At 59.2% G+C, this 19399-nt stretch carries 21 protein-coding genes and 2 tRNA genes; 6 read left to right on the forward strand and 17 right to left on the reverse strand.

The window, feature by feature from the left end:
• Positions 1-251 precede the first annotated feature (251 nt).
• Entirely contained in the window at positions 252-1427 is a 1176-nt protein-coding gene (locus AAY24_RS11590; RefSeq protein ID WP_046861254.1) for an IS91 family transposase, read from the reverse strand.
• Positions 1428-1429: 2 nt separating this feature from the next.
• The gene (locus AAY24_RS11595; RefSeq protein ID WP_335337169.1) at positions 1430-2290 is read right to left on the reverse strand and encodes a tyrosine-type recombinase/integrase; all 861 of its coding nucleotides are present in this window, start codon (positions 2288-2290) and stop codon (positions 1430-1432) included.
• Positions 2291-2508: 218 nt separating this feature from the next.
• On the opposite strand from AAY24_RS11595, the gene AAY24_RS11600 reads away from it, so the two are divergent.
• Complete coding sequence (locus AAY24_RS11600; protein ID WP_082117126.1) at positions 2509-3900, forward strand: integron integrase; 1392 nt, start codon at positions 2509-2511, stop codon at positions 3898-3900.
• Between the two features lie 33 nt (positions 3901-3933).
• Here AAY24_RS11600 and AAY24_RS11605 read toward each other — a convergent pair.
• The 3 genes from AAY24_RS11605 to mutY all read right to left on the reverse strand — a co-directional run bounded on the left by AAY24_RS11605 (position 3934) and on the right by mutY (position 5491).
• Positions 3934-4009 (reverse strand) — tRNA-Phe (locus AAY24_RS11605).
• A gap of 146 nt (positions 4010-4155) precedes the next feature.
• Positions 4156-4416: an oxidative damage protection protein gene (locus tag AAY24_RS11610; protein ID WP_046859817.1), complete on the reverse strand. Its 261-nt coding sequence runs from the start codon at positions 4414-4416 to the stop codon at positions 4156-4158.
• Positions 4391-5491: an A/G-specific adenine glycosylase gene (gene mutY, locus AAY24_RS11615; protein ID WP_234422167.1), complete on the reverse strand. Its 1101-nt coding sequence runs from the start codon at positions 5489-5491 to the stop codon at positions 4391-4393. Before mutY ends, AAY24_RS11610 begins: the two co-directional genes overlap by 26 nt.
• A gap of 99 nt (positions 5492-5590) precedes the next feature.
• On the opposite strand from mutY, the gene AAY24_RS11620 reads away from it, so the two are divergent.
• Positions 5591-6583, forward strand: a complete 993-nt coding sequence (locus tag AAY24_RS11620; protein ID WP_082117127.1) for a L,D-transpeptidase family protein — start codon at positions 5591-5593, stop codon at positions 6581-6583.
• 175 nt (positions 6584-6758) lie between these two features.
• Here AAY24_RS11620 and AAY24_RS11625 read toward each other — a convergent pair whose 3' ends face one another.
• The 5 genes from AAY24_RS11625 to AAY24_RS11645 all read right to left on the reverse strand — a co-directional run bounded on the left by AAY24_RS11625 (position 6759) and on the right by AAY24_RS11645 (position 11782).
• The gene (locus tag AAY24_RS11625; protein WP_046859818.1) at positions 6759-7043 is read right to left on the reverse strand and encodes an Lpp/OprI family alanine-zipper lipoprotein; all 285 of its coding nucleotides are present in this window, start codon (positions 7041-7043) and stop codon (positions 6759-6761) included.
• 144 nt (positions 7044-7187) lie between these two features.
• On the reverse strand, positions 7188-9311 hold the full coding sequence (locus AAY24_RS11630) for an AsmA family protein (RefSeq protein ID WP_046859819.1): 2124 nt from the start codon (positions 9309-9311) through the stop codon (positions 7188-7190).
• A gap of 158 nt (positions 9312-9469) precedes the next feature.
• Complete coding sequence (locus AAY24_RS11635; RefSeq protein ID WP_052761211.1) at positions 9470-9778, reverse strand: putative signal transducing protein; 309 nt, start codon at positions 9776-9778, stop codon at positions 9470-9472.
• Positions 9779-9813: 35 nt separating this feature from the next.
• A tRNA-Gly gene (locus AAY24_RS11640) sits at positions 9814-9887 on the reverse strand.
• 83 nt (positions 9888-9970) lie between these two features.
• Positions 9971-11782: an AMP-dependent synthetase/ligase gene (locus tag AAY24_RS11645; RefSeq protein ID WP_046859820.1), complete on the reverse strand. Its 1812-nt coding sequence runs from the start codon at positions 11780-11782 to the stop codon at positions 9971-9973.
• Positions 11783-11945: 163 nt separating this feature from the next.
• Between AAY24_RS11645 and trmB the strand changes: the two genes are divergently transcribed.
• The 3 genes from trmB to AAY24_RS11660 are packed head-to-tail and all read left to right on the forward strand — an operon-like array spanning position 11946 to position 14049.
• Complete coding sequence (trmB, locus tag AAY24_RS11650; RefSeq protein ID WP_046859821.1) at positions 11946-12644, forward strand: tRNA (guanosine(46)-N7)-methyltransferase TrmB; 699 nt, start codon at positions 11946-11948, stop codon at positions 12642-12644.
• A gap of 5 nt (positions 12645-12649) precedes the next feature.
• Positions 12650-13249, forward strand: a complete 600-nt coding sequence (locus AAY24_RS11655; protein ID WP_046859822.1) for an ABC transporter ATP-binding protein — start codon at positions 12650-12652, stop codon at positions 13247-13249.
• The gene (locus AAY24_RS11660) at positions 13249-14049 is read left to right on the forward strand and encodes an ABC transporter permease (RefSeq protein ID WP_046859823.1); all 801 of its coding nucleotides are present in this window, start codon (positions 13249-13251) and stop codon (positions 14047-14049) included. The genes AAY24_RS11655 and AAY24_RS11660 overlap by 1 nt, the downstream gene beginning before the upstream one ends.
• Before the next feature lie 93 nt (positions 14050-14142).
• On the opposite strand, the gene AAY24_RS11665 is transcribed toward AAY24_RS11660, so the two are convergent.
• Positions 14143-14370, reverse strand: coding sequence for a hypothetical protein (locus tag AAY24_RS11665; RefSeq protein ID WP_046859824.1), 228 nt, complete (start codon positions 14368-14370; stop codon positions 14143-14145).
• A 108-nt stretch (positions 14371-14478) separates the two neighbouring features.
• Complete coding sequence (locus AAY24_RS11670) at positions 14479-14988, reverse strand: O-acetyl-ADP-ribose deacetylase (protein WP_046859825.1); 510 nt, start codon at positions 14986-14988, stop codon at positions 14479-14481.
• Between the two features lie 132 nt (positions 14989-15120).
• Here AAY24_RS11670 and AAY24_RS11675 point away from each other — a divergent pair, with 132 nt between their 5' ends.
• Entirely contained in the window at positions 15121-15465 is a 345-nt protein-coding gene (locus tag AAY24_RS11675; RefSeq protein ID WP_046859826.1) for a DUF3301 domain-containing protein, read from the forward strand.
• A gap of 40 nt (positions 15466-15505) precedes the next feature.
• Here AAY24_RS11675 and AAY24_RS11680 read toward each other — a convergent pair whose 3' ends face one another.
• From AAY24_RS11680 to petA, 5 genes are all read right to left on the reverse strand, one after another.
• The gene (locus AAY24_RS11680; RefSeq protein ID WP_046861259.1) at positions 15506-15892 is read right to left on the reverse strand and encodes a ClpXP protease specificity-enhancing factor; all 387 of its coding nucleotides are present in this window, start codon (positions 15890-15892) and stop codon (positions 15506-15508) included.
• Positions 15893-15917: 25 nt separating this feature from the next.
• The gene (locus AAY24_RS11685) at positions 15918-16541 is read right to left on the reverse strand and encodes a glutathione S-transferase N-terminal domain-containing protein (RefSeq protein WP_046859827.1); all 624 of its coding nucleotides are present in this window, start codon (positions 16539-16541) and stop codon (positions 15918-15920) included.
• Positions 16542-16821: 280 nt separating this feature from the next.
• A complete protein-coding gene (locus AAY24_RS11690) occupies positions 16822-17559 on the reverse strand; it encodes a cytochrome c1 (protein ID WP_046859828.1) in 738 nt (245 codons plus the stop codon).
• Positions 17556-18773, reverse strand: a complete 1218-nt coding sequence (locus tag AAY24_RS11695; RefSeq protein WP_046859829.1) for a cytochrome b — start codon at positions 18771-18773, stop codon at positions 17556-17558. Before AAY24_RS11695 ends, AAY24_RS11690 begins: the two co-directional genes overlap by 4 nt.
• Positions 18773-19357, reverse strand: coding sequence for a ubiquinol-cytochrome c reductase iron-sulfur subunit (petA, locus tag AAY24_RS11700; RefSeq protein WP_046859830.1), 585 nt, complete (start codon positions 19355-19357; stop codon positions 18773-18775). The genes AAY24_RS11695 and petA overlap by 1 nt, the downstream gene beginning before the upstream one ends.
• Positions 19358-19399 lie beyond the last annotated feature (42 nt).

The raw sequence follows: 19399 nt of genomic DNA on the forward strand, positions 1-19399 counted from the left end.
TAGGGTTGCCCAACTCTATTAATAAGAAATTGTTTTTTTCCGGCTGCCCGGCGGTTTGCTATTTGGGGTGACAGCGCAGGAAGGTCTTCGGTGTTGTGCATTCCGGCCCCGCTTCCTGAAGGCTAGCCGCCCGTCTTTCTAACGATTTTTCTTCATAATGCCTCATTTTCCAGCCCCTGGCCACTACCTGCCCGTCAGACCCCTCGGGCCTGTTGATTGCCTACATCTTCCCCCGTGCAACGGGGCCAGCGTCACTCGCCGCCAGGGCGTCGCGGTGGCAACTCCATTACTACGCGCAAACGCCCGCCCTGGCATACCGGGCAGGGCCAGGCGGCCACCTCCGGGGTGGATCGGTTTATCGCCTTGTCCGGCTCGGCCTCGGTTGCCTCGGCCCGGGTGATGGCCGTCCGGATCTGGGGCAGTCGCCTGGCCCGACAGCAGTTGGCCAGGTAGCCGTAGTGGCGGATACGCATCAGGCCCTTGGGCAGCACGTGCAGCAGGAAGCGGCGGATAAACTCTGCGTGATCCAGCTGCATCACTTTGGGCTTTTCATCATCCCCATAGTCCTTGTAACGGAAGCTCACCGTCTCTTCATCCATGGCCAGGATCCGCCGATTGCTTATGGCAGTGCGGTGGCTGTAGCGGGCCAGGTAGTTCACCACCGACCGGGTAGCCTGTTCACAGGGCCGGCTGAACACCACCCACTCTTTGTGCATCAACTCATCCAATCGGGCGTCTGCATCGGCTGCGGTCACCCGGTACAGTTCGCCGCTCTCGAACAGGCGGCGTAGACGATGGACCAGGTGGCCCCGGAAGTAGCGCGACAGCGCCCTGACCGGGAACAGGTAGTGACTCTTTGCTGCCTTCCATTGGCCCTGGTCCGTGAGCACACCACCCGGCACCAGGCAGTGTAGGTGCACATGTTGGGTCAGGGTCTGACCCCAGGTGTGTGACGTGCAAGGATGCACTAATGCCGTGGGCGCAGGATGCGCAGGAACGGCCAGCACCGCCGTCATCCCCAGTTGCCCGCCCAACCTTCTAGGGTCCTCACCAAAGCGCTTCAGTGTCGCCCAAACCGATGCAAACAGGGCCCGATACAGGACATCCGGGTGCAGCTGCGCCCAACCATTGAGGGTGTCGGGCAGGGTAAATACCAGGTGGTGGTAGGCAACCGGTAACACTGCCTGCTGCTGGGCTTCGGCCCATTGCCGGCTGGCCCGTTGCTGGCACTGGGGGCAGTGCCGATCGCGGCAGCTGTAGTAGTGGGTCTGATCATGAGCGCAGCGGTCACAGGCCAGCCGGTAGCCGCCCAGGGCTTCGGTCCGGCACTGCCGGATATGGTCGCAGACCCGGAGACGACGGCTATCCAGGCGATGCCGTGCACAGTAGTGCGGCAGGTGCGCCGCCAGCACCTGCTGCAACCCCAGACTCACGCCCGGCCTCCCAGGTGGGCGATCAGGTCGCACTGCACCCGCTCGCGACTGTTGTAGCGTGGCAACCAGTGCAGATATCCCAGGGTGCTGTGGATATCCCGGTGGCCCATCAGGTGTTGCAGTTGGTTGACGGCCAGTCCCGCCTCCAGCAGGTGGGTGGCGTAAGCGTGGCGCAGGGCGTGAATGCCGCCGCGCTTGCGGATGCCGGCCTGTGCCTTGCAGCGCCGGTACACCCGCTGGATGGATCTGGCATCCAGGTGTCGACCGGGGAAGTGCTCGCTGCTGGGGAACAGCCAGTCGCTGGGGCGATATATTCGCCAGTACCGGCGTAACCGCTCCAGCAGTTGGTCGGACAGAGTGACCATCCTGTCCTTGCGGCCCTTGCCCTGTTCCACCCGCAACAGACGACGCTCCCCATCGATGTGACGTACCTTGAGCGAGACCAGCTCATTGACCCGCAGTCCGCAACCGTAACAGGTCAGCAGCATCATCCGGTGCTTCTCGTTGTGACAGGCGTGGATGATCGCCGCCACCTCCTTGCGGGTCAGCAGCTCCGGGATCTGTTGCGGTCGCTTGGGTAGAACAATCGGCACATCGAAAGCCTTCCAGCCCAACACCTTCAAGTAGAAAAAGCGGATGCCGTTAAGATAAAGCCGGCAACTGGCGTTGGCCAGCTGGCGTTCCCGGACCAGGTGGGCGAAGTAGGCTTGCAGATCATCCGTGGTGAGCTGGTCGGGTGAACGGTGACTGAAACGCGCCAGGTCGGTAACGGCACGCAGGTAGCACTCATGGGTGCGCGGAGAGAAGCCATGCTGCTGCATGGCCTCGATCATCTGTTGACGTAAGGAAGTCATCATCACTCTCCTGTAGCAAGACCGGAAGTGGTCTTTGGAAAGTGTGGTGAATAAGAGAAAAAAGCGAGGTTTTAAGAGGCTACCGCGAAGCGGTTTAGTTCAACAGCTGATTATGCGTCTCGCGCATCTCATGAGAAATGCGTCTCGCGCGAATATTGAATAAAACGACTTATTGTTCTATATTTGTTCTCTATCAGGGAACCATGTAGCAAGGAGTCGCTATGTCTTTTGATTCGTTCGATCACGACACTGATCCAAAGGTCAAGCTGTTTTGGAAGCGCTATATCGACGTGACTAAACGGTTTCGTATTCCGGAACGGACCCGCCCCTGGTATCGAAAGCATGTTCAGGGATTCATCGACGCGAATCAGGGGGTAAAACTTCAAGCCCAAACGCCGGATAATGTTGAACGCTGGCTGAACCGGTTGGGGCAGAGCCCACAACTCTCCTCCTGGCAATTTCGCCAGAAAGTGGACGCCTTGCGTCTTCTCTTCAAACATATGCTGGGATTGCCGTGGGCTGCAGAATTTGACTGGGATCACTGGTACGAGGGTGGACAGCCGCTGGGTGATCAGCATCCGACAAGTGCGCGCAGTTATGAGACGAAAAATGCCGGCGCTGACAAGCGGGGCAATCTTCTGGGTCAACGGTTTCCGGGTGTTTATGCCCGGTTTGTCTCGGCAATCCGAATCTCGGACCTCTCCATCAACACTGAACAGAGCTACCTTGGCTGGATCAATCGCTTCCTTCGTTTTCACAACAATAAAGCCCCTGAAGAGTGTGTGGAGATGGAAGTATGTTCCTTTTTAGAGTATTTGGCCGTTCAACGCAAGGTAACTGGAGCAACCCAGGCCCAGGCACTGAATGGACTGGTGTTCTTTTTCACTCGTGTCCTGGAGAAACCTCTCGGAGAAATCGGCTCTTTCAAGCGTCCCAAGCCCCACCAACGGATTCCAACCGTATTGAGCCGGCGTGAAGTGATGCAGATCCTGACACAGATCGATGGACAGACCGGTCTGATGGTGCGCCTGATGTATGGCACAGGCATTCGCGTCATGGAGTGTGCCCGGTTACGCATCCTGGATCTCGATTTCGAATATCGCCAGATCACGGTCCGTGCAGGCAAGGGCAAAAAGGACCGGGTGGTTCCGATGCCGGACGCGCTGACCGGCAAATTGAAGCGTCAGATTGCCTGGGTAAGCAGAAAGCACAAGGGGGATATCGAGGCTGGCTTCGGATCGGTGTATCTTCCGGAAGCGCTCGAACGCAAGTATCCCCGCGCGCCCAAGGAGTTCCGATGGCAATACCTGTTTCCGGCCACACGGATTGCCACCGATCCACGCTCAGGGGTATTACGCAGACACCATATCCACCAATCGGTGGTGCAACGGGCAGTACGCAAGGCTGCCGTCCAGGCAGGCATCACCAAACGGGTGACCAGTCATACCCTGCGTCACTCCTTCGCCACCCACCTGCTGGAATCCGGCTCGGATATCCGTACAGTGCAGGAGTTGCTGGGCCACTCCGATGTCACCACGACAATGATCTACACCCACGTTCTGGGTAAGGGGGGAAACGGGGTGACCAGCCCGCTGGACCGGCTTGACACATAAAAAAACGGCCCGCAATTGCGGACCGTTTTGATTTGGTGGCCAGGGACAGAATCGAACTGCCGACACGCGGATTTTCAATCCGCTGCTCTACCAACTGAGCTACCTAGCCTTGGAGAGGGCGTATTAAACCGATACGCGCTGCCCGAGTCAAGAGGGAATTGTGCCGGGAGGTCTGTTTTTTAACCCTTTTCCCGCCCGGAGCGGCCTGTTGGTTGGGCGAGCCAACAGGGGCAAACCCGCCCTGTTCCGACAGAATCAGGGCGTGAAGTTGACCTGGGTGCCGCCATCTTCGAACAGGAATTTCTGCATCTGCTCTTCAAGAAATTCCCGTGATTTGGGATCAACCAGCGAAAGACGGTTCTCGTTGATCAGGATGGTCTGCTGCTGCAGCCACAGTTGCCACGCCTCTTTGGAAACGTTATCGAATACCCGCTGGCCCAATTCGCCCGGATAGGGCGGTCGGTCCAGGCCTTCGGCCATTTTTTTCAATTTAACGCACTCCACCATACGACTCATCGACCCTCTCCTCTAAACGCTGATGTAACTCTTCAAGTAGACGTGATACCGGGGCGGCCAGGCCGCGCTGATCGGGCTTGTCTGTGTTATACCAAACTCTACTGGTTCCATCCATGACCCATTCTGAACAACCGGCCAGTTGTACCACCAATGGCGTCATGTGCAGGTGAAAGTGGCTGAAGGTGTGGCGTCGTTCCGGCCAGGCGGTGATTGCTGACCAACCATCTCCGAACAACTCCACCAGCCCGGCCTCTGCCGCCTGCCGATCGGGATATTCGGGCAATCCCCAGAGGCCACCCCAGATACCGGTTTGGGGGCGTAATTCCAGTAATACCCGCCCCTGACCATCATGGATAACCAGCATCACCACCCGGCGCGTCGGCAGGCTGGCGCGCGGCTTTCTATGGGGGTAGGCGTCTGGTTGCCCTTCGGCCCTCGCCTGGCACTGTTGACCCAGCGGACAACTTGCACAGAGCGGACGGGAACGCCGACAAAGAGTCGCTCCCAGATCCATCATCGCCTGGTTATAGGCCCCCGTCTGATGGGACGGCGTGAGCGTCTCGGACAACTGCCAGAGCCGTTTCAGCACCGCCGCCTTGCCGGGCCAGCCAGGCACGGCAAAACAGCGCGTCAAGACTCTTTTCACATTCCCATCCAGGATCGGACTGGGCTCCCCAAGAGCCAGCGAGAGAATCGCCCCGGCAGTGGAGCGACCGATTCCCGGCAACTCCATGAGCCCCTCGACAGTGGTGGGAAACTGGCCCGCCAGTTGGCTCTGGATTTGCTGGGCGGCACGGTGCAGGTTACGTGCCCGGGCATAGTAGCCGAGGCCGGACCAGTGGTGCAGCACCTCATCCAGCGACGCTTCCGCCAGTTGCAGGAGCTCGGGAAAGCGTTGCATAAAACGCTCATAGTAGGGGATCACCGTACTGACCTGGGTCTGCTGCAACATGATCTCGGAGACCCACACCCGATAGGGAGTGGGATTTTGCTGCCAGGGCAGATCCTTGCGCCCATACTGCCGGTACCAGGCGATAATCCGCGCTGAAAACTGTTCTGGATCCTGCTGCATCATCCCCCCGCAACTCTTCATCCACGCCTGCCTACCGCTTCGCAGACGACCCAAGCGCTTTATGTCACAATAGTCGCTCGCTTAACAACCCAATAGATCATCGTGAAATCGACCCTATCCGGCTTTATCTGCACCCTGTTGCTGGCCCTGCCAGGTATTGGCCATGCCCTCAGCTTCCCGTTGCCGGCACCCGGCAACGACATTGTTGGCGAAATTCGCCAGGTGCAGACCCGTTACGAAGACACCTTTTCCGATCTGGCCCGGGAAAATGGGCTTGGCTACACGGAGATGACCGAGAGTAATCCGGGGGTAGATCCCTGGCTCCCTGGAGAGGGTACCACGGTCACTCTGCCAACCCGGTTTATCCTGCCGCCGGGGCCCCGTGAGGGCATCGTGATCAACTTAGCCGAGCTACGCCTCTACTACTTTCCGAAAGGAGAGAACCGGGTCGTCACCTTTCCACTGGGGATCGGCCGTGAGGGCTGGAGCACCCCCATCGGGCAGGCCCGGGTCACCCGCAAGAAGCAGGCACCGAGCTGGTATCCGCCCGAGTCGATCCGCCGGGAGCATGCCGAACAGGGGGATCCCCTGCCCAAGGTAGTGAAACCGGGACCGGACAATCCGCTCGGCAACCACGCCATCTATTTGAGTATGCCGGGCTATCTACTGCACGGCACCAACAAACCCTATGGGGTGGGTATGCGCGTCAGCCACGGCTGCATCCGTCTCTATCCCGAGGATATTGCCACCCTGTTCAAACAGATTGCACCCAATACGCCGGTACGCATCATCAATGAACCCTACAAGGCGGGCTGGGAAAACGGCCGGCTTTTCGTGGAGGCGCACCAGCCACTGAGCGAACAGCGCAGCCGGGAAGGGACCAACTTCACCCCCCTGGTCAAGGCCATTATCAACGCCCTGGGGGAGAGTGAGCAGAAACCGGACTGGGACGCCATGAAACAGGCCGCCCTCAATCAACTGGGCATACCGGTACCGGTAACCCCCGCAGTGGCACCCGCAACACCGCCAACCGAACCGCAGTCGTTAATGGTCTCTGAGTCGGCGCCGCTGGCCTCCGAATCACCGGCCCAATAAAAAAACGCCGCTCTCCTGGTTGGAGAAGTGGCGTTTTGTCACGGGCCGGCTGAAGCGCCATTTTTGCGGTTGATGGTCAAACCGAAACAGCCCGCACACAGCCGGCATCGACGCATAAAAAAAGGCCCTCTGGCATTTTCACGCCGTAGGGCCTTTCTGCTATCTCTGGCAAGCGTTATTTTGCCATTGATTTGTGCATCATGCGGTCACACTTCTCAGCACACTCGTCAGCCGATGCCTGGGCGGCATTAGCTGCATTCATGGCTGCAGACGCTTTGCGATCTGCGGTGTCAGCAGTCAGCTTGGCATCCCGGGCAGCAGACATGGCAGCACTGGTACTATCCTTCAGGTCAGCGATATCGGCCTGCATCTGTTTCAGCTGGTCGGTGCTGGCGCAGCCAGTCACCAGGCCCAGAGTCAGCGCCATTGCGGAAAGCTTCTTGAGGGTGTTCATGGTCATCGTCGTCTCCTAAGTTTAGTTTTGTTTTAACCACGCAGTTCCCGCCAGGCGCTAACCTGACAGTATCCCTGCCAACATAATATGGGATAGTGGCGCCCTTCTCAATTGAATTAAGCGCTAAACATCACACAACTGCATTAAAAATCAGTTAAACAGCCCCTTCAACTTACCTTTGAGCTTATTTTCCAGCTTTTCCTTGGTCTCTTCCTTTTTCTCTTCCAGTTGCTGCTTGACCTCTGCCTTCTTCTCTTCCAGCTTCGCCTTCTGCGTGCCGGTCACCACCTGGGCCCAGTCGATAGTGTATTTCGGTGATGCGTAGGGGCCGGTCAGTTTGACCGGCACAGGCACCCCTTTCAGCTGCTCCAGTCCTTCACCACCCTGTCCGGCGGCGGTACTGACGATCACCGGTTTGACCAGATAGTCGAGGGTCTCCGACACCAGGTTCACAGTACCCGCACCGGTCACCCGCAGAAAGGGCGACTTGGCCAGCAGATCCTGGTTGTTGAGCACACCATTCTTGATCACGGCGCTGGCGCTCATCTCGGAGAAGTCGGTTTTCTGGACCTCTTCGCTGGCGGGCAAGGTCTCGCCCTTCAGCTTGGCCTGGCCTTCCCGCAGCATCTGGGCCAGGTTAAAGCCCTTCACCGAGCCGTCCGCAAACAGGAAGCTGAGATTACCGTTCAGGCTGCGTTTGAAGGCGTTGATGCTGTTACCACTGGTCTGAAGCTTAGCCTGGAATTTTCCCGTGCCATCGAACTTGTCCGTGGCGGTCATATCCTTCAGCAGAGGGCCGGCCTGGATATCGGTGGCCTGCTCCTCGATCTGGATAACCGGCGTCTTACCGGCTACATTCAGGTTGATCACGCTGTTGAGGCTGCCCTGATAGAAGGAGCCGATCTTCTGCTCGGAGGTGATCTTGCCCTGACTCGCCTTGACCGTAACCAGGACCTGCTTGGCGGTCAGCTTGTTGATGACCATCTGGCCAATCTTGAGCGAACCATCCAGGTTGAGAGAGCGCAGCAGTTCCACAGGCAACAGCGGTTCATCACCACTTGCTGCCGTTTCGCCGGCAGAGTCACTGCTGGCAGGTGCTTCGGCATCCTCCTTGACCGGTGGCAGGTAACGGTCCACATTGACACTGTCCACATCCAGCTCAAAACCGATGGCTGAGCCTTTCAGGCTGGCGTTACCGTTGATGTTGGTATCATCCAGCACCATGGCCAGTTTGTTGATCCGGGTCAGATCCCCCTGTGCCGCCAGCTCCAGGTCGGCGGAGAAGCGCCCCAGGACCGCCGGATCGGCGGTTTCAGGCAACGCGATACCCTGGGCGGTAAGCCACTCCCGGAGATTCAGCTCCGCCAGGCTCAGGTTGCCACTGAATGCCGGCTGCTTGCTCAGGTTGCTACCCTCCAGGCGACCAGTCAGGCGCAGAGCATCGGATGTGATGGAGAGCCCGTCCACCGAAACTTTCTGGCCATCCAGTGCCAGCCCCACATCGGCGGCCAGGTTGGCGCTCATGGCACCCTTCTCAAACAGTGGGCTGGTGGCATCCAGTTGCAGCTTCAGCCCTTCGAGGAACAGCATGCCGGCCTGTTCATCCAGCGAGACGGTACTGTCCAGTTTGATCTTGGCGTCCAGCTCCGGCTCTTTGCTTTTCAGCTGTGCCCCCAGCTCCAGATCCACCGGGCTGTTGGGCTGAATCGCACCACTTTTCAGGAAGAACTGGTCAACTGTATAGAGCTGACCGGTGCTGCGGTCATCCCAGCTGATGCGGGCATTGCTGATATCAACCCCGCCGATACTGAAACCCGCAAGCCCCTGGCCGCTGGAGGCATCTCCCTGTTCGGACTCCGCTGGCGCATCGCTTTTAGCCAGGTCATCCCAGTTGGTGGCGCCATCTTTGGACTTGGCGAGATTCAGTACCAGGCCGTCCAGACCAACGGTATCCACCTCCAGTTGACGACTCAGCAGGGGCATCAGTTTGACCCGCACCGCCGCGCTGTTGACCACCGCAAACGGCTGCTCCCCGAACCCTTCCGCATTGCTCAGCTGCAAGCCGCCAATATCCACCCCCAGCCAGGGAAAGACCGACAGTTTCAGATCGCCGGTGATTTGCAGATCCCGGCCGGTCTGCTGCTTGACCTGGTCAACGATCTGCTCCTTGTAGTCATTGGGATCAATGACCATCGGCAGGATGATGGCAGCGGCCACGATCAGCAGTACCAGCACCAGTACCAGGCCGCCTACAATCTTGAAAAACTTACCCATCACAGACTCCGTGTTTTTGTCCTGTTCTTTCAGCCACCCACGGGTTCGGCGATAAATCCGTGACCGGAGGGCATCACAATCCTAAGCATGAACCATTATCCGTTCCAGTGCCACAGTACAGAGGATGCCACACTCACCATTGCAACAGTTTTTAACTTTTAATGGCGAATTGTGGAGCAGTTCCAGCAGATATCGAATGTGGCTTCAACCATTTCACCACACCGGGAACAGCGCCACGGTGCCTGGTCCGGTTCCGGATCCTGCAGATAGCGATCCACCAGTTGCCGGGCCAGGCTGTAGTCCTCTCCTTCCACCACCCACAGCACCGGGAACTGAAGCGCCGACAATTCACCTGCTGCACCGCTCAGGTAATCACCGAGAATAACCGTATGGATGTGGTGTGCGGCCAGGGCGTCGTGCAGCATCTGGGCCTGCAGTCGATCTCGGCACTCATAGAGTTTTTGCATAAGCAGCGCGTTACCGGACGGACCAGGAAGGTGATTGGAGCGGGTGAAGGGAATCGAACCCTCGTATGCAGCTTGGGAAGCTGCCGTTCTACCATTGAACTACACCCGCATCGCGCAGCCGATTCTATGCCCAGCGGCAGTCGGGCGCAAGGGTGACGACGGACCGAACGGCTTCACCTGCCCGGATCGGCGCTACTGATACATGGCATCCACGGCTGCCTGGTGATGCTTCAGCACCTGGGCGCGTTTGATCTTGAGGGTCGGCGTCAGCATACCGTTCTCAACCGTCCACGGCTCCAGCAGCAGGGTCACCCTGCGCACCTTGGCATAGCCTGGAAACTGTTTCAGCATCTCCTTGATCCGGTGCAGTACGGCCCCTGTGACCCGGTGATGTTCCAGGCTTTCCCGCGCCATCGGATCAAGACCGCAATCCTGCGCCAGCGCCGGCCAGTGATCCGCATCCACCACCACCAGGGCGCTCAGGTAGGGCCTTCCCTCCCCCAGCACCATCACCTGGGACACCAGCGGGTCCAGGGCGATGGCCAGCTCCATGTCCCCCGGCGGCACCTTCTCGCCGTTGGAGAGCACCAGGATATCCTTGATACGACCAGTGATATAGATATGGTTGTTTTCAATTCGGGCCTGGTCACCGGTATGCAGCCACCCCTCCTGGTCAATCATCTTGGCGGTTGCGGAATGGTTATTCCAATAGCCCAGCATCACCCCCGGTCCACGCACCAGCAGCTCGTCATCCTCACCGGTGCGCACCTCAACACCGCGCAGCGGCACCCCGACACTGCTCGGATCATTGTCCTCCAGGGGATTCACGCTCACCACCGGACTGCTCTCGGTCAGGCCATAGCCCTGCAGGATGGGAATACCCAGACCGATGAACAGACGGGCAATCTCCGCCGACAGCGGCGCACCGCCACTCACCGCGATGCGCAGCCGACCGCCCAGTCGTGCGGTCACCTTGGAGGCCACCAGGCGATCGAGCAGGGGCCAGAGTAGCAGGGAAGGCCGCAGGCCCACCCGCCCCTGGCTGCGTTCAAAGCGCAACCAGCCCACCCGCACCGCGGCACGGAACAGCAGTCTGGGCAACAGGGTGCGCTTCTGCATCTGGCTGGTGATACGTCCGTAGACCCGTTCAAAGATCCGTGGGACCGCAATCAGCACCGTGGGACGCAGCAGGGTCAGATCCTCCGCCAGTTGGCCAATAGAACGGGAGTAGGCCACGGATGAACCGGTCATGATCGGCAGATAGTAACCGGCGGTCCGCTCCAGGGTGTGGGAGAGCGGCAGAAACGAGAGAAACTGATCCTCCTGGAAACAGTCGATGACCGTGATCGAGGCGTGGGCGATGGAGAGCATGTTGTGATGACTCAGCATCACCCCTTTCGGGCGCCCCGTGGTGCCGGATGTATAGACAATGGAGGCCAGGGAGTGGGGATCGCCATGACGCGGCAGCATGGTCAGATCCTGCGCCGGCATCAGATCAGCAACCCGCCGGACACGCGCATCGGACGCCGCAAGCCCGCCATTCCCGTCGCTGGAGTCCTGGATCAGCACCCGCTGTAACGGGCTGTCCGCCGGGATTGCCCGGGCCAACCGTTTCCAGCGTGCACTGTCCTGCACCAGCAGCAGTTTCACCGCTGCATCCTGCAGAATGTAAGCGACATTGTCGGGTCGGTCATCGGTATAGAGCGGCACCACCACCAGCCCCAACCCGAGGCTGGCCTGGTCAAACGCCACCCAATCCGGGGAATTACGCAGGGAGAGTGCCACCCGGTCACCGGGATGCAGGCCCTGCTGCTTCAGCACCGCCTGCCAGCGGGCCACCCGCCGCCCCATCTCCTGCCAACTGAGGTCCTGCCACGCTTTCGTGTGCCGATCATAGTGCCGATAGGCCAGCCGATCCGGGGAACGTTTAACCCGCTGTTGGAACAGTCCATCCAGAGTCCGGGCCTGTTCCACCGATATCAGATCTTCACTCCACTGGTTCAACGTCTCACCTCGCTCGCCCCGGTTATTATTTTGGCGGGCATATTCTCTGATCACGGGCCAGGCCGGTTTCGTGTAGAATCCCGCTTAAATGCCCTTTATACCTTTATGGCGACCACCAACCAAGCCTCTCATCCCACAGCCTTTAACGACTTAACACTGCACCATGTCCGAACAGGAAAAAAAACACCGCCCAATCCGCAGCTTTGTGCTGCGACAAGGCCGCCTGACCGCTGGCCAGCAACGGGCATTCGACACCCTATGGCCACGTTTCGGCCTGGAATTTACTCCCCGGCCGATCGATTTTGCCACCCTGTTCGGCAATGATCAGCCGGTATTCCTGGAGATCGGCTTCGGCAACGGGGAGTCCCTGGCCAGCATGGCCGCCGCACACCCTGACCGGAACTACCTGGGTATCGAGGTTCACGGTCCCGGCGTGGGGCATCTGCTGATCCAGATAGAAAAGCTGGCGCTGAAAAACATCCGTATTCTGCAGCACGACGCCATCGAGGTGCTCAGACACTGCATCCCGGACGACTCACTCCAGGGGCTGTTCCTGTTCTTTCCCGATCCCTGGCATAAAAAGCGCCACCATAAGCGACGCATTCTCAATCCGGCGTTCGTCACTGAGTTGGGCCGGGTGATCCGGCCCGGCGGTTTTTTCCACGCCGCCACCGACTGGGAAGATTATGCAGAGCAGATGATGACCGTGCTTTCCGATGCCGACCGCCTGTTTGACAACAGCGCCGGGGCGGGGAATTTTACCCCACGCCCCGATTATCGGCCCCTGACCAAGTTCGAACAGCGCGGCCAGCGCCTCGGTCACGGCGTCTGGGATCTGATCTTTGTGCGGCGTGAGGCCTGAGCCGGGTGAGCAGCCTGGTATTGGAACAGTTCCGGGGGGGCGGCCTGGAGCCGGTGGATCTGACCATTGAAGCCGGCGAGTGCGTCACTCTGACCGGCCCCTCCGGCAGCGGTAAAACCCGTCTGCTGCGGGCCATCGCCGATCTCGACCCCCATAGCGGCAATGCCCAGTTTGACCAACAGGCAATCGGCACCACACCCCCGCCGATCTGGCGTCGCCATGTGGGCCTGTTGCCGGCGGATAGCTACTGGTGGCATGAACAGGTGGCTGACCATTTCATCGGATCACCGACCGATCTGCTGCGGGAACTGGGCCTGGATGATAAGTGCCTGACCTGGCAGGTCAGTCGTCTCTCCAGCGGCGAACGGCAACGGCTGGCCCTGGCCCGGATGCTGAATCGCCAGCCGTCGGTACTGTTACTGGACGAGCCCACGGCCAACCTGGATCCGGAAAACACCGCCCGGGTTGAGAAACTGGTACTACAGTATGCAGCACAGCATCAGGCAGCAGTCCTCTGGGTCAGCCATGATGCAGCACAGCGGCGGCGGGTCGGCCAGCGACGATTGATGATTCGGGACCGCCATTTGGAAGTGGAAGCCGCCTGATGGAGATGATTCACCTCACACCCCACGATCTGTCGGTGCCCGCCCTGCTGGTGGTGGCCCTGGCGGTACTCTCCTGGCGATTGCGCCTTGGGGTGGAACGACAACTGCTGCTGGCGGCACTACGCAGCGTCCTGCAGCTGCTGTTGCTGGGTCTGATCCTGAATACCCTGTTCGCCCAGCGGGCTCCCTTGCCAATCCTGGCGCTGGCCCTGTTCATGCTGGTGATGGCCGGCTACGAGGTGATGGCCCGGCAGAAGCGCCGTTTTCGGGGCCCCTGGGGAATTGGCATCGGCACCCTGTCGATGTTCATCTCCTCCTTCAGTATCACCCTGCTGGCGGTCCACCTGGTGGTTCAGGTTGACCCCTGGTACACCCCACAGTACCTGATTCCACTGCTGGGTATGCTGCTGGGCAACACCATGTCCGGCATGGCCATCGCCCTGGACAACCTGACCCGGGATGCGTGGCAGCAGCGGGGCGTGATCGAGGCGCAACTGATGCTGGGGGAGAGCTGGGACCAGGCAATCTGCGAAATCCGCCGGGACGCCCTGCGTTCCGGTCTGATCCCCATTATTAACGCCATGGCTGCGGCCGGGGTGGTCAGCCTGCCGGGCATGATGACCGGTCAGATTCTCTCCGGCAGCCCGCCACTGGAGGCGGCCAAATACCAGATCATGATCCTGCTGCTGATTGCGGTTGGTACCGGGCTGGGGGCTATTATGGCGGTGTGGATCGGCTCCCGGCGACTGTTCGATCAGCGCCAGCGGCTGCGCCTGGATCGACTCAGCAATGACAGATAGAAGTGCGTAGCCACCACTAAGGAAGTCCAGTTGCTGCCCTATCACTGACAGGTTGATCGGTTCCGGCTGAAACCAGTTACCCGGAAGGATGTTTTAGCGCGCGGAAGCGACCTGACGCATGCGCACCAGCTTCAGTACCAGCACGACAAACGGCGTACCGTGCAGCAGCAGATCGAATATATCGATCGGCTTGACCAAGGTGCCGCTAAACAACATCTTCAGCTTCTCCCAGACATGGGGTTCCGGGGTGAATGGGGCCAGTCCCAACAACAGACAGGCAAGCACAATCAAGGTCAGGGAAAACTCATCAAGCCAGGCCAATTTAAACCACCCAATATTCCAAACTATGTTCTGCAAATCTGATTAAAATTGCCGGCTTGTCCGATGGGGCATTCGCAGTTTGTCCCGATCCGCCGGATCCGGCACACACTACATCAGGCCCGTGATTTCGCCTAGCAACGAGCGATAGAGTAACTCATCTTCAACGCTGTAGCAGCAGGCGATCAACTCCACGAAGCCCTCCGCCGAGTGCATCTCCTGCAGGGCGATAGCGGCGGCCTCCCGTTTTGGATAGCCGTACACGCCGGTACTGATCGCGGGGAAGGCGATCCGGCCCAACCCATGCTCCCGGGCCAGGGCAAGAGTGTTGCGGTAACAGGCCCGCAGCAACTCGGCTTCCCCTTCATCCCCACCGCGCCAGATCGGCCCAACCGTATGGATCACCCAGTCCGCGGGCAGGTTGAAGCCCGGCGTAAGGCGGGCCTCTCCGGTCGGACAACCGCCCAGGGTTCTGCAGTGGGCCAGCAGTTCGACACCCGCCGCCCGGTGGATAGCGCCATCCACCCCGCCACCCCCGCGCAGGCCGGGGTTGGCCGCATTCACTACGGCATCCACCTGCAGCCGGGTGATGTCTGCCTGGATAATGCTGATTCGGTGCATTTCCACCCTCCTCAATCTGCTTGCAGAACAGAACGGGAGCACCGCCCACAGGATGGGCCGGCCAACCCCGAGCTGTCCATTTCTCAACCGTTTAACTCTGCATCTGCCAACTTATTCTGTACCATAGCCGCTATGACTACCTTTGTCCCACTGCTGCTGCTCGCCCTGCTGGTCTGGTTCTGGCTGGACAGCGCCCGTGCCCGGGAGATCGCCACCGGGATCTGCCAGACTGCCTGTGAACAGCGTAATCTGCAGTTTCTGGACCAGACAGTAGCCTTGCGCCGGCTTGGTTTACGCTGGACACGGCAGGGCATCCGCATCCGGCGGCTGTTCCAGTTCGACTACAGCGAGGAGGGGGTCGGCCGTCATGACGGCCACGTCATCATGGTGGGTGTACAGCTGGAAGAGTTCAGTCTCGGATTGCCGAGCCTGTCTGACAAGGTGGTGCCATTAAGGCCCAAGCCACCGGAACAGTGAAACAGCCAACGGGATGGCGGGCTGCATCTCCAGGACGGTGTTACTTCACCACTTTTAATGATGGCCGCTCACGGGGCGGCTTGGGATCATCATCCGGCGGCGGTCCATCTTCGGAGGGAGCCTCGTCCGGGAACAGCATGCCACGTCCGTTCTCCCGGGCGTAGATACCCAGCACCGCTTCCGGCGGTACCACCACATCCATGGGCGTACCGCCGAAGCGCGCATTGAAGGTGACGTAATCATTACCCAGTGTCAGGTTGCGTACCGCCGTGGGCGCCACGTTCAGAACGATCCGTCCATCCTCGACAAACTCCCGGGGAACAATCACGTCCCCTTTTTCCGCATCCACCAGCAGATGGGGGGTGAGATTGTTATCCACCAGCCACTCGTAGAGCGCACGTATCAGATAGGGGCGATTGGAACTCAGCATAACACCAGGCGACGATCCAGGATCAGTCCCGCATCTCCCTTTCTACATCGGAGAGACTCTCCTGGAATGATTCACGTTCGAACAACCGGGCCGCATAATCCAGTACCGGTTTACCCTGGGGTGGCAGTTCGATACCGAGCAGAGGCAGACGCCACAACATCGGCGCGATGGAACAGTCCACCAGCGAGTAGTCATCGCTCATGAAATAGGGCTTGTGGGTAAAGATGGGCGCGGCAGCGATCAGGCTCTCCCGCAACTCCTTACGGGCCTTGGCGGCGCCCTTTCCACCCGCCAGGATCTCCTCCATCTGGGTATACCAATCCTTGCTGACACGATGCATATAGAGCCGCGAACTGGCCCGCGAAACAGGGTCAACCGGCAGCAATGGCGGATGGGGGAAGCGTTCGTCCAGGTACTCCATGATGATGCGGGACTCGAACAGGGTCAGATCCCGATCCACCAGTGTCGGCAGGGTTCCATAGGGATTGAGGTCCATGATGTCTTCGGAAATGTTCAGGGGATCGACATCCTTGATCTCGACGGTGATGCTCTTTTCAGCCAGCACCAGACGCACGCGATGACTATAGGGGCTGCTCGGATCCGAATACATAGTCATCACAGATCTCTTGTTCGCAACAACGGCCATACAAACCACTCCAGGATAGAATCAGGGACGGGGAGCCTGTCGGTATAAACACAGATCAAGCGCAGAAAAAAACCGGATGGACAATTTTCTCATCTGGCTTATCAGCCGGGTTCACCCGGTTACCCGCTAGATCAGAAAACCGACTTGAACCGGCGCTCCCGCGCAGCGATCAACCAGGCCCGACACGCTCCCGGCAACAAAATTTCCGCTGCCCATAAGCAACGGGGGCGTACAGTATACAATAAACTGTACGCCCCCGTGTGACCGGATATGCTGACGCTCAGTGAACGTCTTTCCAGTACTCTTTCTTCATCAGGTATGCCAATACAAAGAACACACCCAGGAACAGCAACACCCAGGTGCCCAGGCGTTTCCGCTCCAGCTGAACCGGCTCGGCCACGTAGCTGAGGAAGGCGGTCAGATCACGCATGGCGCCATCGAACTCTTCAGGCGTCATGCTGCCTTTGCCAGCCGCACCCTCGACCGGTACCAGTTCCTTAATGACCTTCTGGCCATCCACCTCTTCGAATACGGCCTTCTGCATGCCCTGCAGTTCCCACATCACGTGGGGCATGCCCACATCCGGGAACACAACGTTATTCACACCGAAAGGCCGGCTCTCATCAACATAAAATCCACGCAGATAGGTGTAGATGTAGTCCACGCCCCGTGCCCGTGCTATCAGGCTCAGATCGGGAGGCGGAGTACCGAACCACGCCTCCGCGTTGATCGGGTTCATGGCGATGTTCATGGTGTCACCAATCCTGTCGGTGGTGAACATCAGGTTCGCCTTCACCTCTTCGTCAGTCAGGCCCAGGTCACGGGCCAGCCTGTTATAACGCTGAAACTTGGCTGAATGACAGCTCAGGCAGTAGTTGACGAAATACTTGGCGCCCCGCTGCAGCGATGCCTGGTCAGAGACATCGATATCCGCGTCGTCCAGGTGGACGCCCCCACCGGCTGCCAGCCCCAGGACAGGTGCCACAGCCAATAACAGTGCAACAATCAGCTTTTTCATTTGGTCACCCTCTCAGGAACAGGCTTGGTCTTGTCCAGTTTGCTGTAGATCGGCATCAACAGGAAGAAGGCGAAGTAAAGCACCGTGCAGATCTGCGCAAGCAGGGTCAGCAAAGGCGTCGCCGCCTGGGTACCGAGCCAGCCCAACAGCACAAACACCACTACAAACATAGCAATAGCGCCCTTCACGATCGGCCCTTTGTAACGTACCGACTTGACCGGGCTGCGATCCAGCCAGGGCAGGAAGAACAACACCACGATCGCAGCACCCATGGCCACCACGCCGGGGAAGGCGGAGCCGGCAACGGAAGGCACCGCGCGCAGAATGGCGTAGAACGGCGTGAAGTACCAGACCGGGGCAATATGCTCCGGCGTCTTCAGCGGGTTGGCGGGATCAAAGTTCGGCGGCTCCAGGAAGTAGCCACCCATCTCCGGGGCGAAGAAGATCACCGCCGCGAACAGGAACAGGAAGCCGGCCACACCAACAGTATCCTTCACCGAGTAGTAGGGGTGGAACGGAATGCCATCTTTCGGGATACCGTTCTCATCCTTGTTCTTCTTGATCTCGATACCGTCCGGGTTATTGGAACCCACCTTGTGCAGGGCCACGATATGGATAAACACCACAGCGGCCAACAGGAACGGCAGCAGGAAGTGCAGTGCGAAGAAGCGGTTCAGGGTGGCATCCGAAATCACGTAGTCGCCCCGGATCCAGACACCCAGGTCAGGCCCAATCACCGGCACGGCGGAGAACAGGTTGATAATCACCTGGGCACCCCAGTAGGACATCTGACCCCAGGGCAGCAGATAGCCCATGAAGGCGGTAGCCATCATCAATACGTAGAGCACCACACCAATAATCCAGAGCAGTTCCCGCGGCGCCCGGTAGGAGCCGTAGATCAGCCCGCGGAACATGTGCAGATAGATCACGATGAAGAAGGCCGAGGCCCCGGTGGAGTGCATATAGCGGATCAGCCAGCCCCACTCCACATCACGCATGATGTATTCGACCGAACCGAATGCCAACGTGGCGTCCGGCTTGTAGCTCATGGCCAGCCAGACACCGGTCAGGATCTGGTTAACCAGCACCAGCATCGCCAGGGAGCCGAAGTAATACCAGAAGTTGAAATTCTTGGGCGCATAGTACTCCGCCAGGTGCTCATTCCACACCTTGGTAGCCGGGAAGCGCTCATCTATCCAGGACATTAAGCTCATCAGGCAGCTCCTCCATCTTCACCCACCAATATCCGGGTATCGGACAGGAACATATAGGGGGGGATTTCGAGATTCTTCGGGGCGGGCACACCGCTGTAGACACGGCCGGCCAGGTCAAAGCGCGAACCGTGACAGGGGCAGAAGAAGCCGCCTACCCAGTCCGCGCCCAGGTCATGCGGCGCCACTTCAGGCCGGTAGGTTGGCGAGCAACCCAGGTGAGTGCAGATACCGACCGCCACCAGGTACTTGGGTTTACGGGAGCGGTAGGGGTTCTGACAATATTCCGGCTGCTGAGGATCGACGGAATCAGGATCGAGCAGCACGCTGGTCAATCCCTCCATATCCTTCAGGTTCTTCTCTGTGCGATGGACCACCCAGACCGGTTTTCCGCGCCATTTGACACGCATCATCTGGCCCGGCTCAAGCTTGCTGATGTCGGCTTCCACCGGTGCACCTGCTGCCTTTGCCTTTTCACTGGGATTCCAGGACTTCAGAAAAGGTACTGCGACAAAGCCGGCGCCCACGGCACCGACCACACTGGTTGCAGCAGTGAGAAACCGCCGCTTTTTTAGATCCACACTCATTGGTATAAGACTCCCGGAGTAGGCCGGACGCTGAATTCCCCG

The sequence above is a fragment of the Sedimenticola thiotaurini genome (genome assembly GCF_001007875.1).
In the GTDB taxonomy this organism is placed as follows: Bacteria; Pseudomonadota; Gammaproteobacteria; order Chromatiales; family Chromatiaceae; genus Sedimenticola; species Sedimenticola thiotaurini.

Bases quoted from the DNA above. Each gene is read 5' to 3' on its own strand.
- AAY24_RS11595 (WP_335337169.1), bottom strand. From the start codon at position 2,290: ATGATGACTTCCTTACGTCAACAGATGATCGAGGCCATGCAGCAGCAT.
- AAY24_RS11600 (WP_082117126.1), top strand. From the start codon at position 2,509: ATGTCTTTTGATTCGTTCGATCACGACACTGATCCAAAGGTCAAGCTG.
- AAY24_RS11610 (WP_046859817.1), bottom strand. From the start codon at position 4,416: ATGAGTCGTATGGTGGAGTGCGTTAAATTGAAAAAAATGGCCGAAGGC.
- mutY (WP_234422167.1), bottom strand. From the start codon at position 5,491: ATGATGCAGCAGGATCCAGAACAGTTTTCAGCGCGGATTATCGCCTGG.
- AAY24_RS11625 (WP_046859818.1), bottom strand. From the start codon at position 7,043: ATGACCATGAACACCCTCAAGAAGCTTTCCGCAATGGCGCTGACTCTG.
- AAY24_RS11630 (WP_046859819.1), bottom strand. From the start codon at position 9,311: ATGGGTAAGTTTTTCAAGATTGTAGGCGGCCTGGTACTGGTGCTGGTA.
- AAY24_RS11635 (WP_052761211.1), bottom strand. From the start codon at position 9,778: ATGCAAAAACTCTATGAGTGCCGAGATCGACTGCAGGCCCAGATGCTG.
- trmB (WP_046859821.1), top strand. From the start codon at position 11,946: ATGTCCGAACAGGAAAAAAAACACCGCCCAATCCGCAGCTTTGTGCTG.
- AAY24_RS11660 (WP_046859823.1), top strand. From the start codon at position 13,249: ATGGAGATGATTCACCTCACACCCCACGATCTGTCGGTGCCCGCCCTG.
- AAY24_RS11670 (WP_046859825.1), bottom strand. From the start codon at position 14,988: ATGCACCGAATCAGCATTATCCAGGCAGACATCACCCGGCTGCAGGTG.
- AAY24_RS11675 (WP_046859826.1), top strand. From the start codon at position 15,121: ATGACTACCTTTGTCCCACTGCTGCTGCTCGCCCTGCTGGTCTGGTTC.
- AAY24_RS11685 (WP_046859827.1), bottom strand. From the start codon at position 16,541: ATGGCCGTTGTTGCGAACAAGAGATCTGTGATGACTATGTATTCGGAT.
- AAY24_RS11690 (WP_046859828.1), bottom strand. From the start codon at position 17,559: ATGAAAAAGCTGATTGTTGCACTGTTATTGGCTGTGGCACCTGTCCTG.
- AAY24_RS11695 (WP_046859829.1), bottom strand. From the start codon at position 18,773: ATGAGCTTAATGTCCTGGATAGATGAGCGCTTCCCGGCTACCAAGGTG.
- petA (WP_046859830.1), bottom strand. From the start codon at position 19,357: ATGAGTGTGGATCTAAAAAAGCGGCGGTTTCTCACTGCTGCAACCAGT.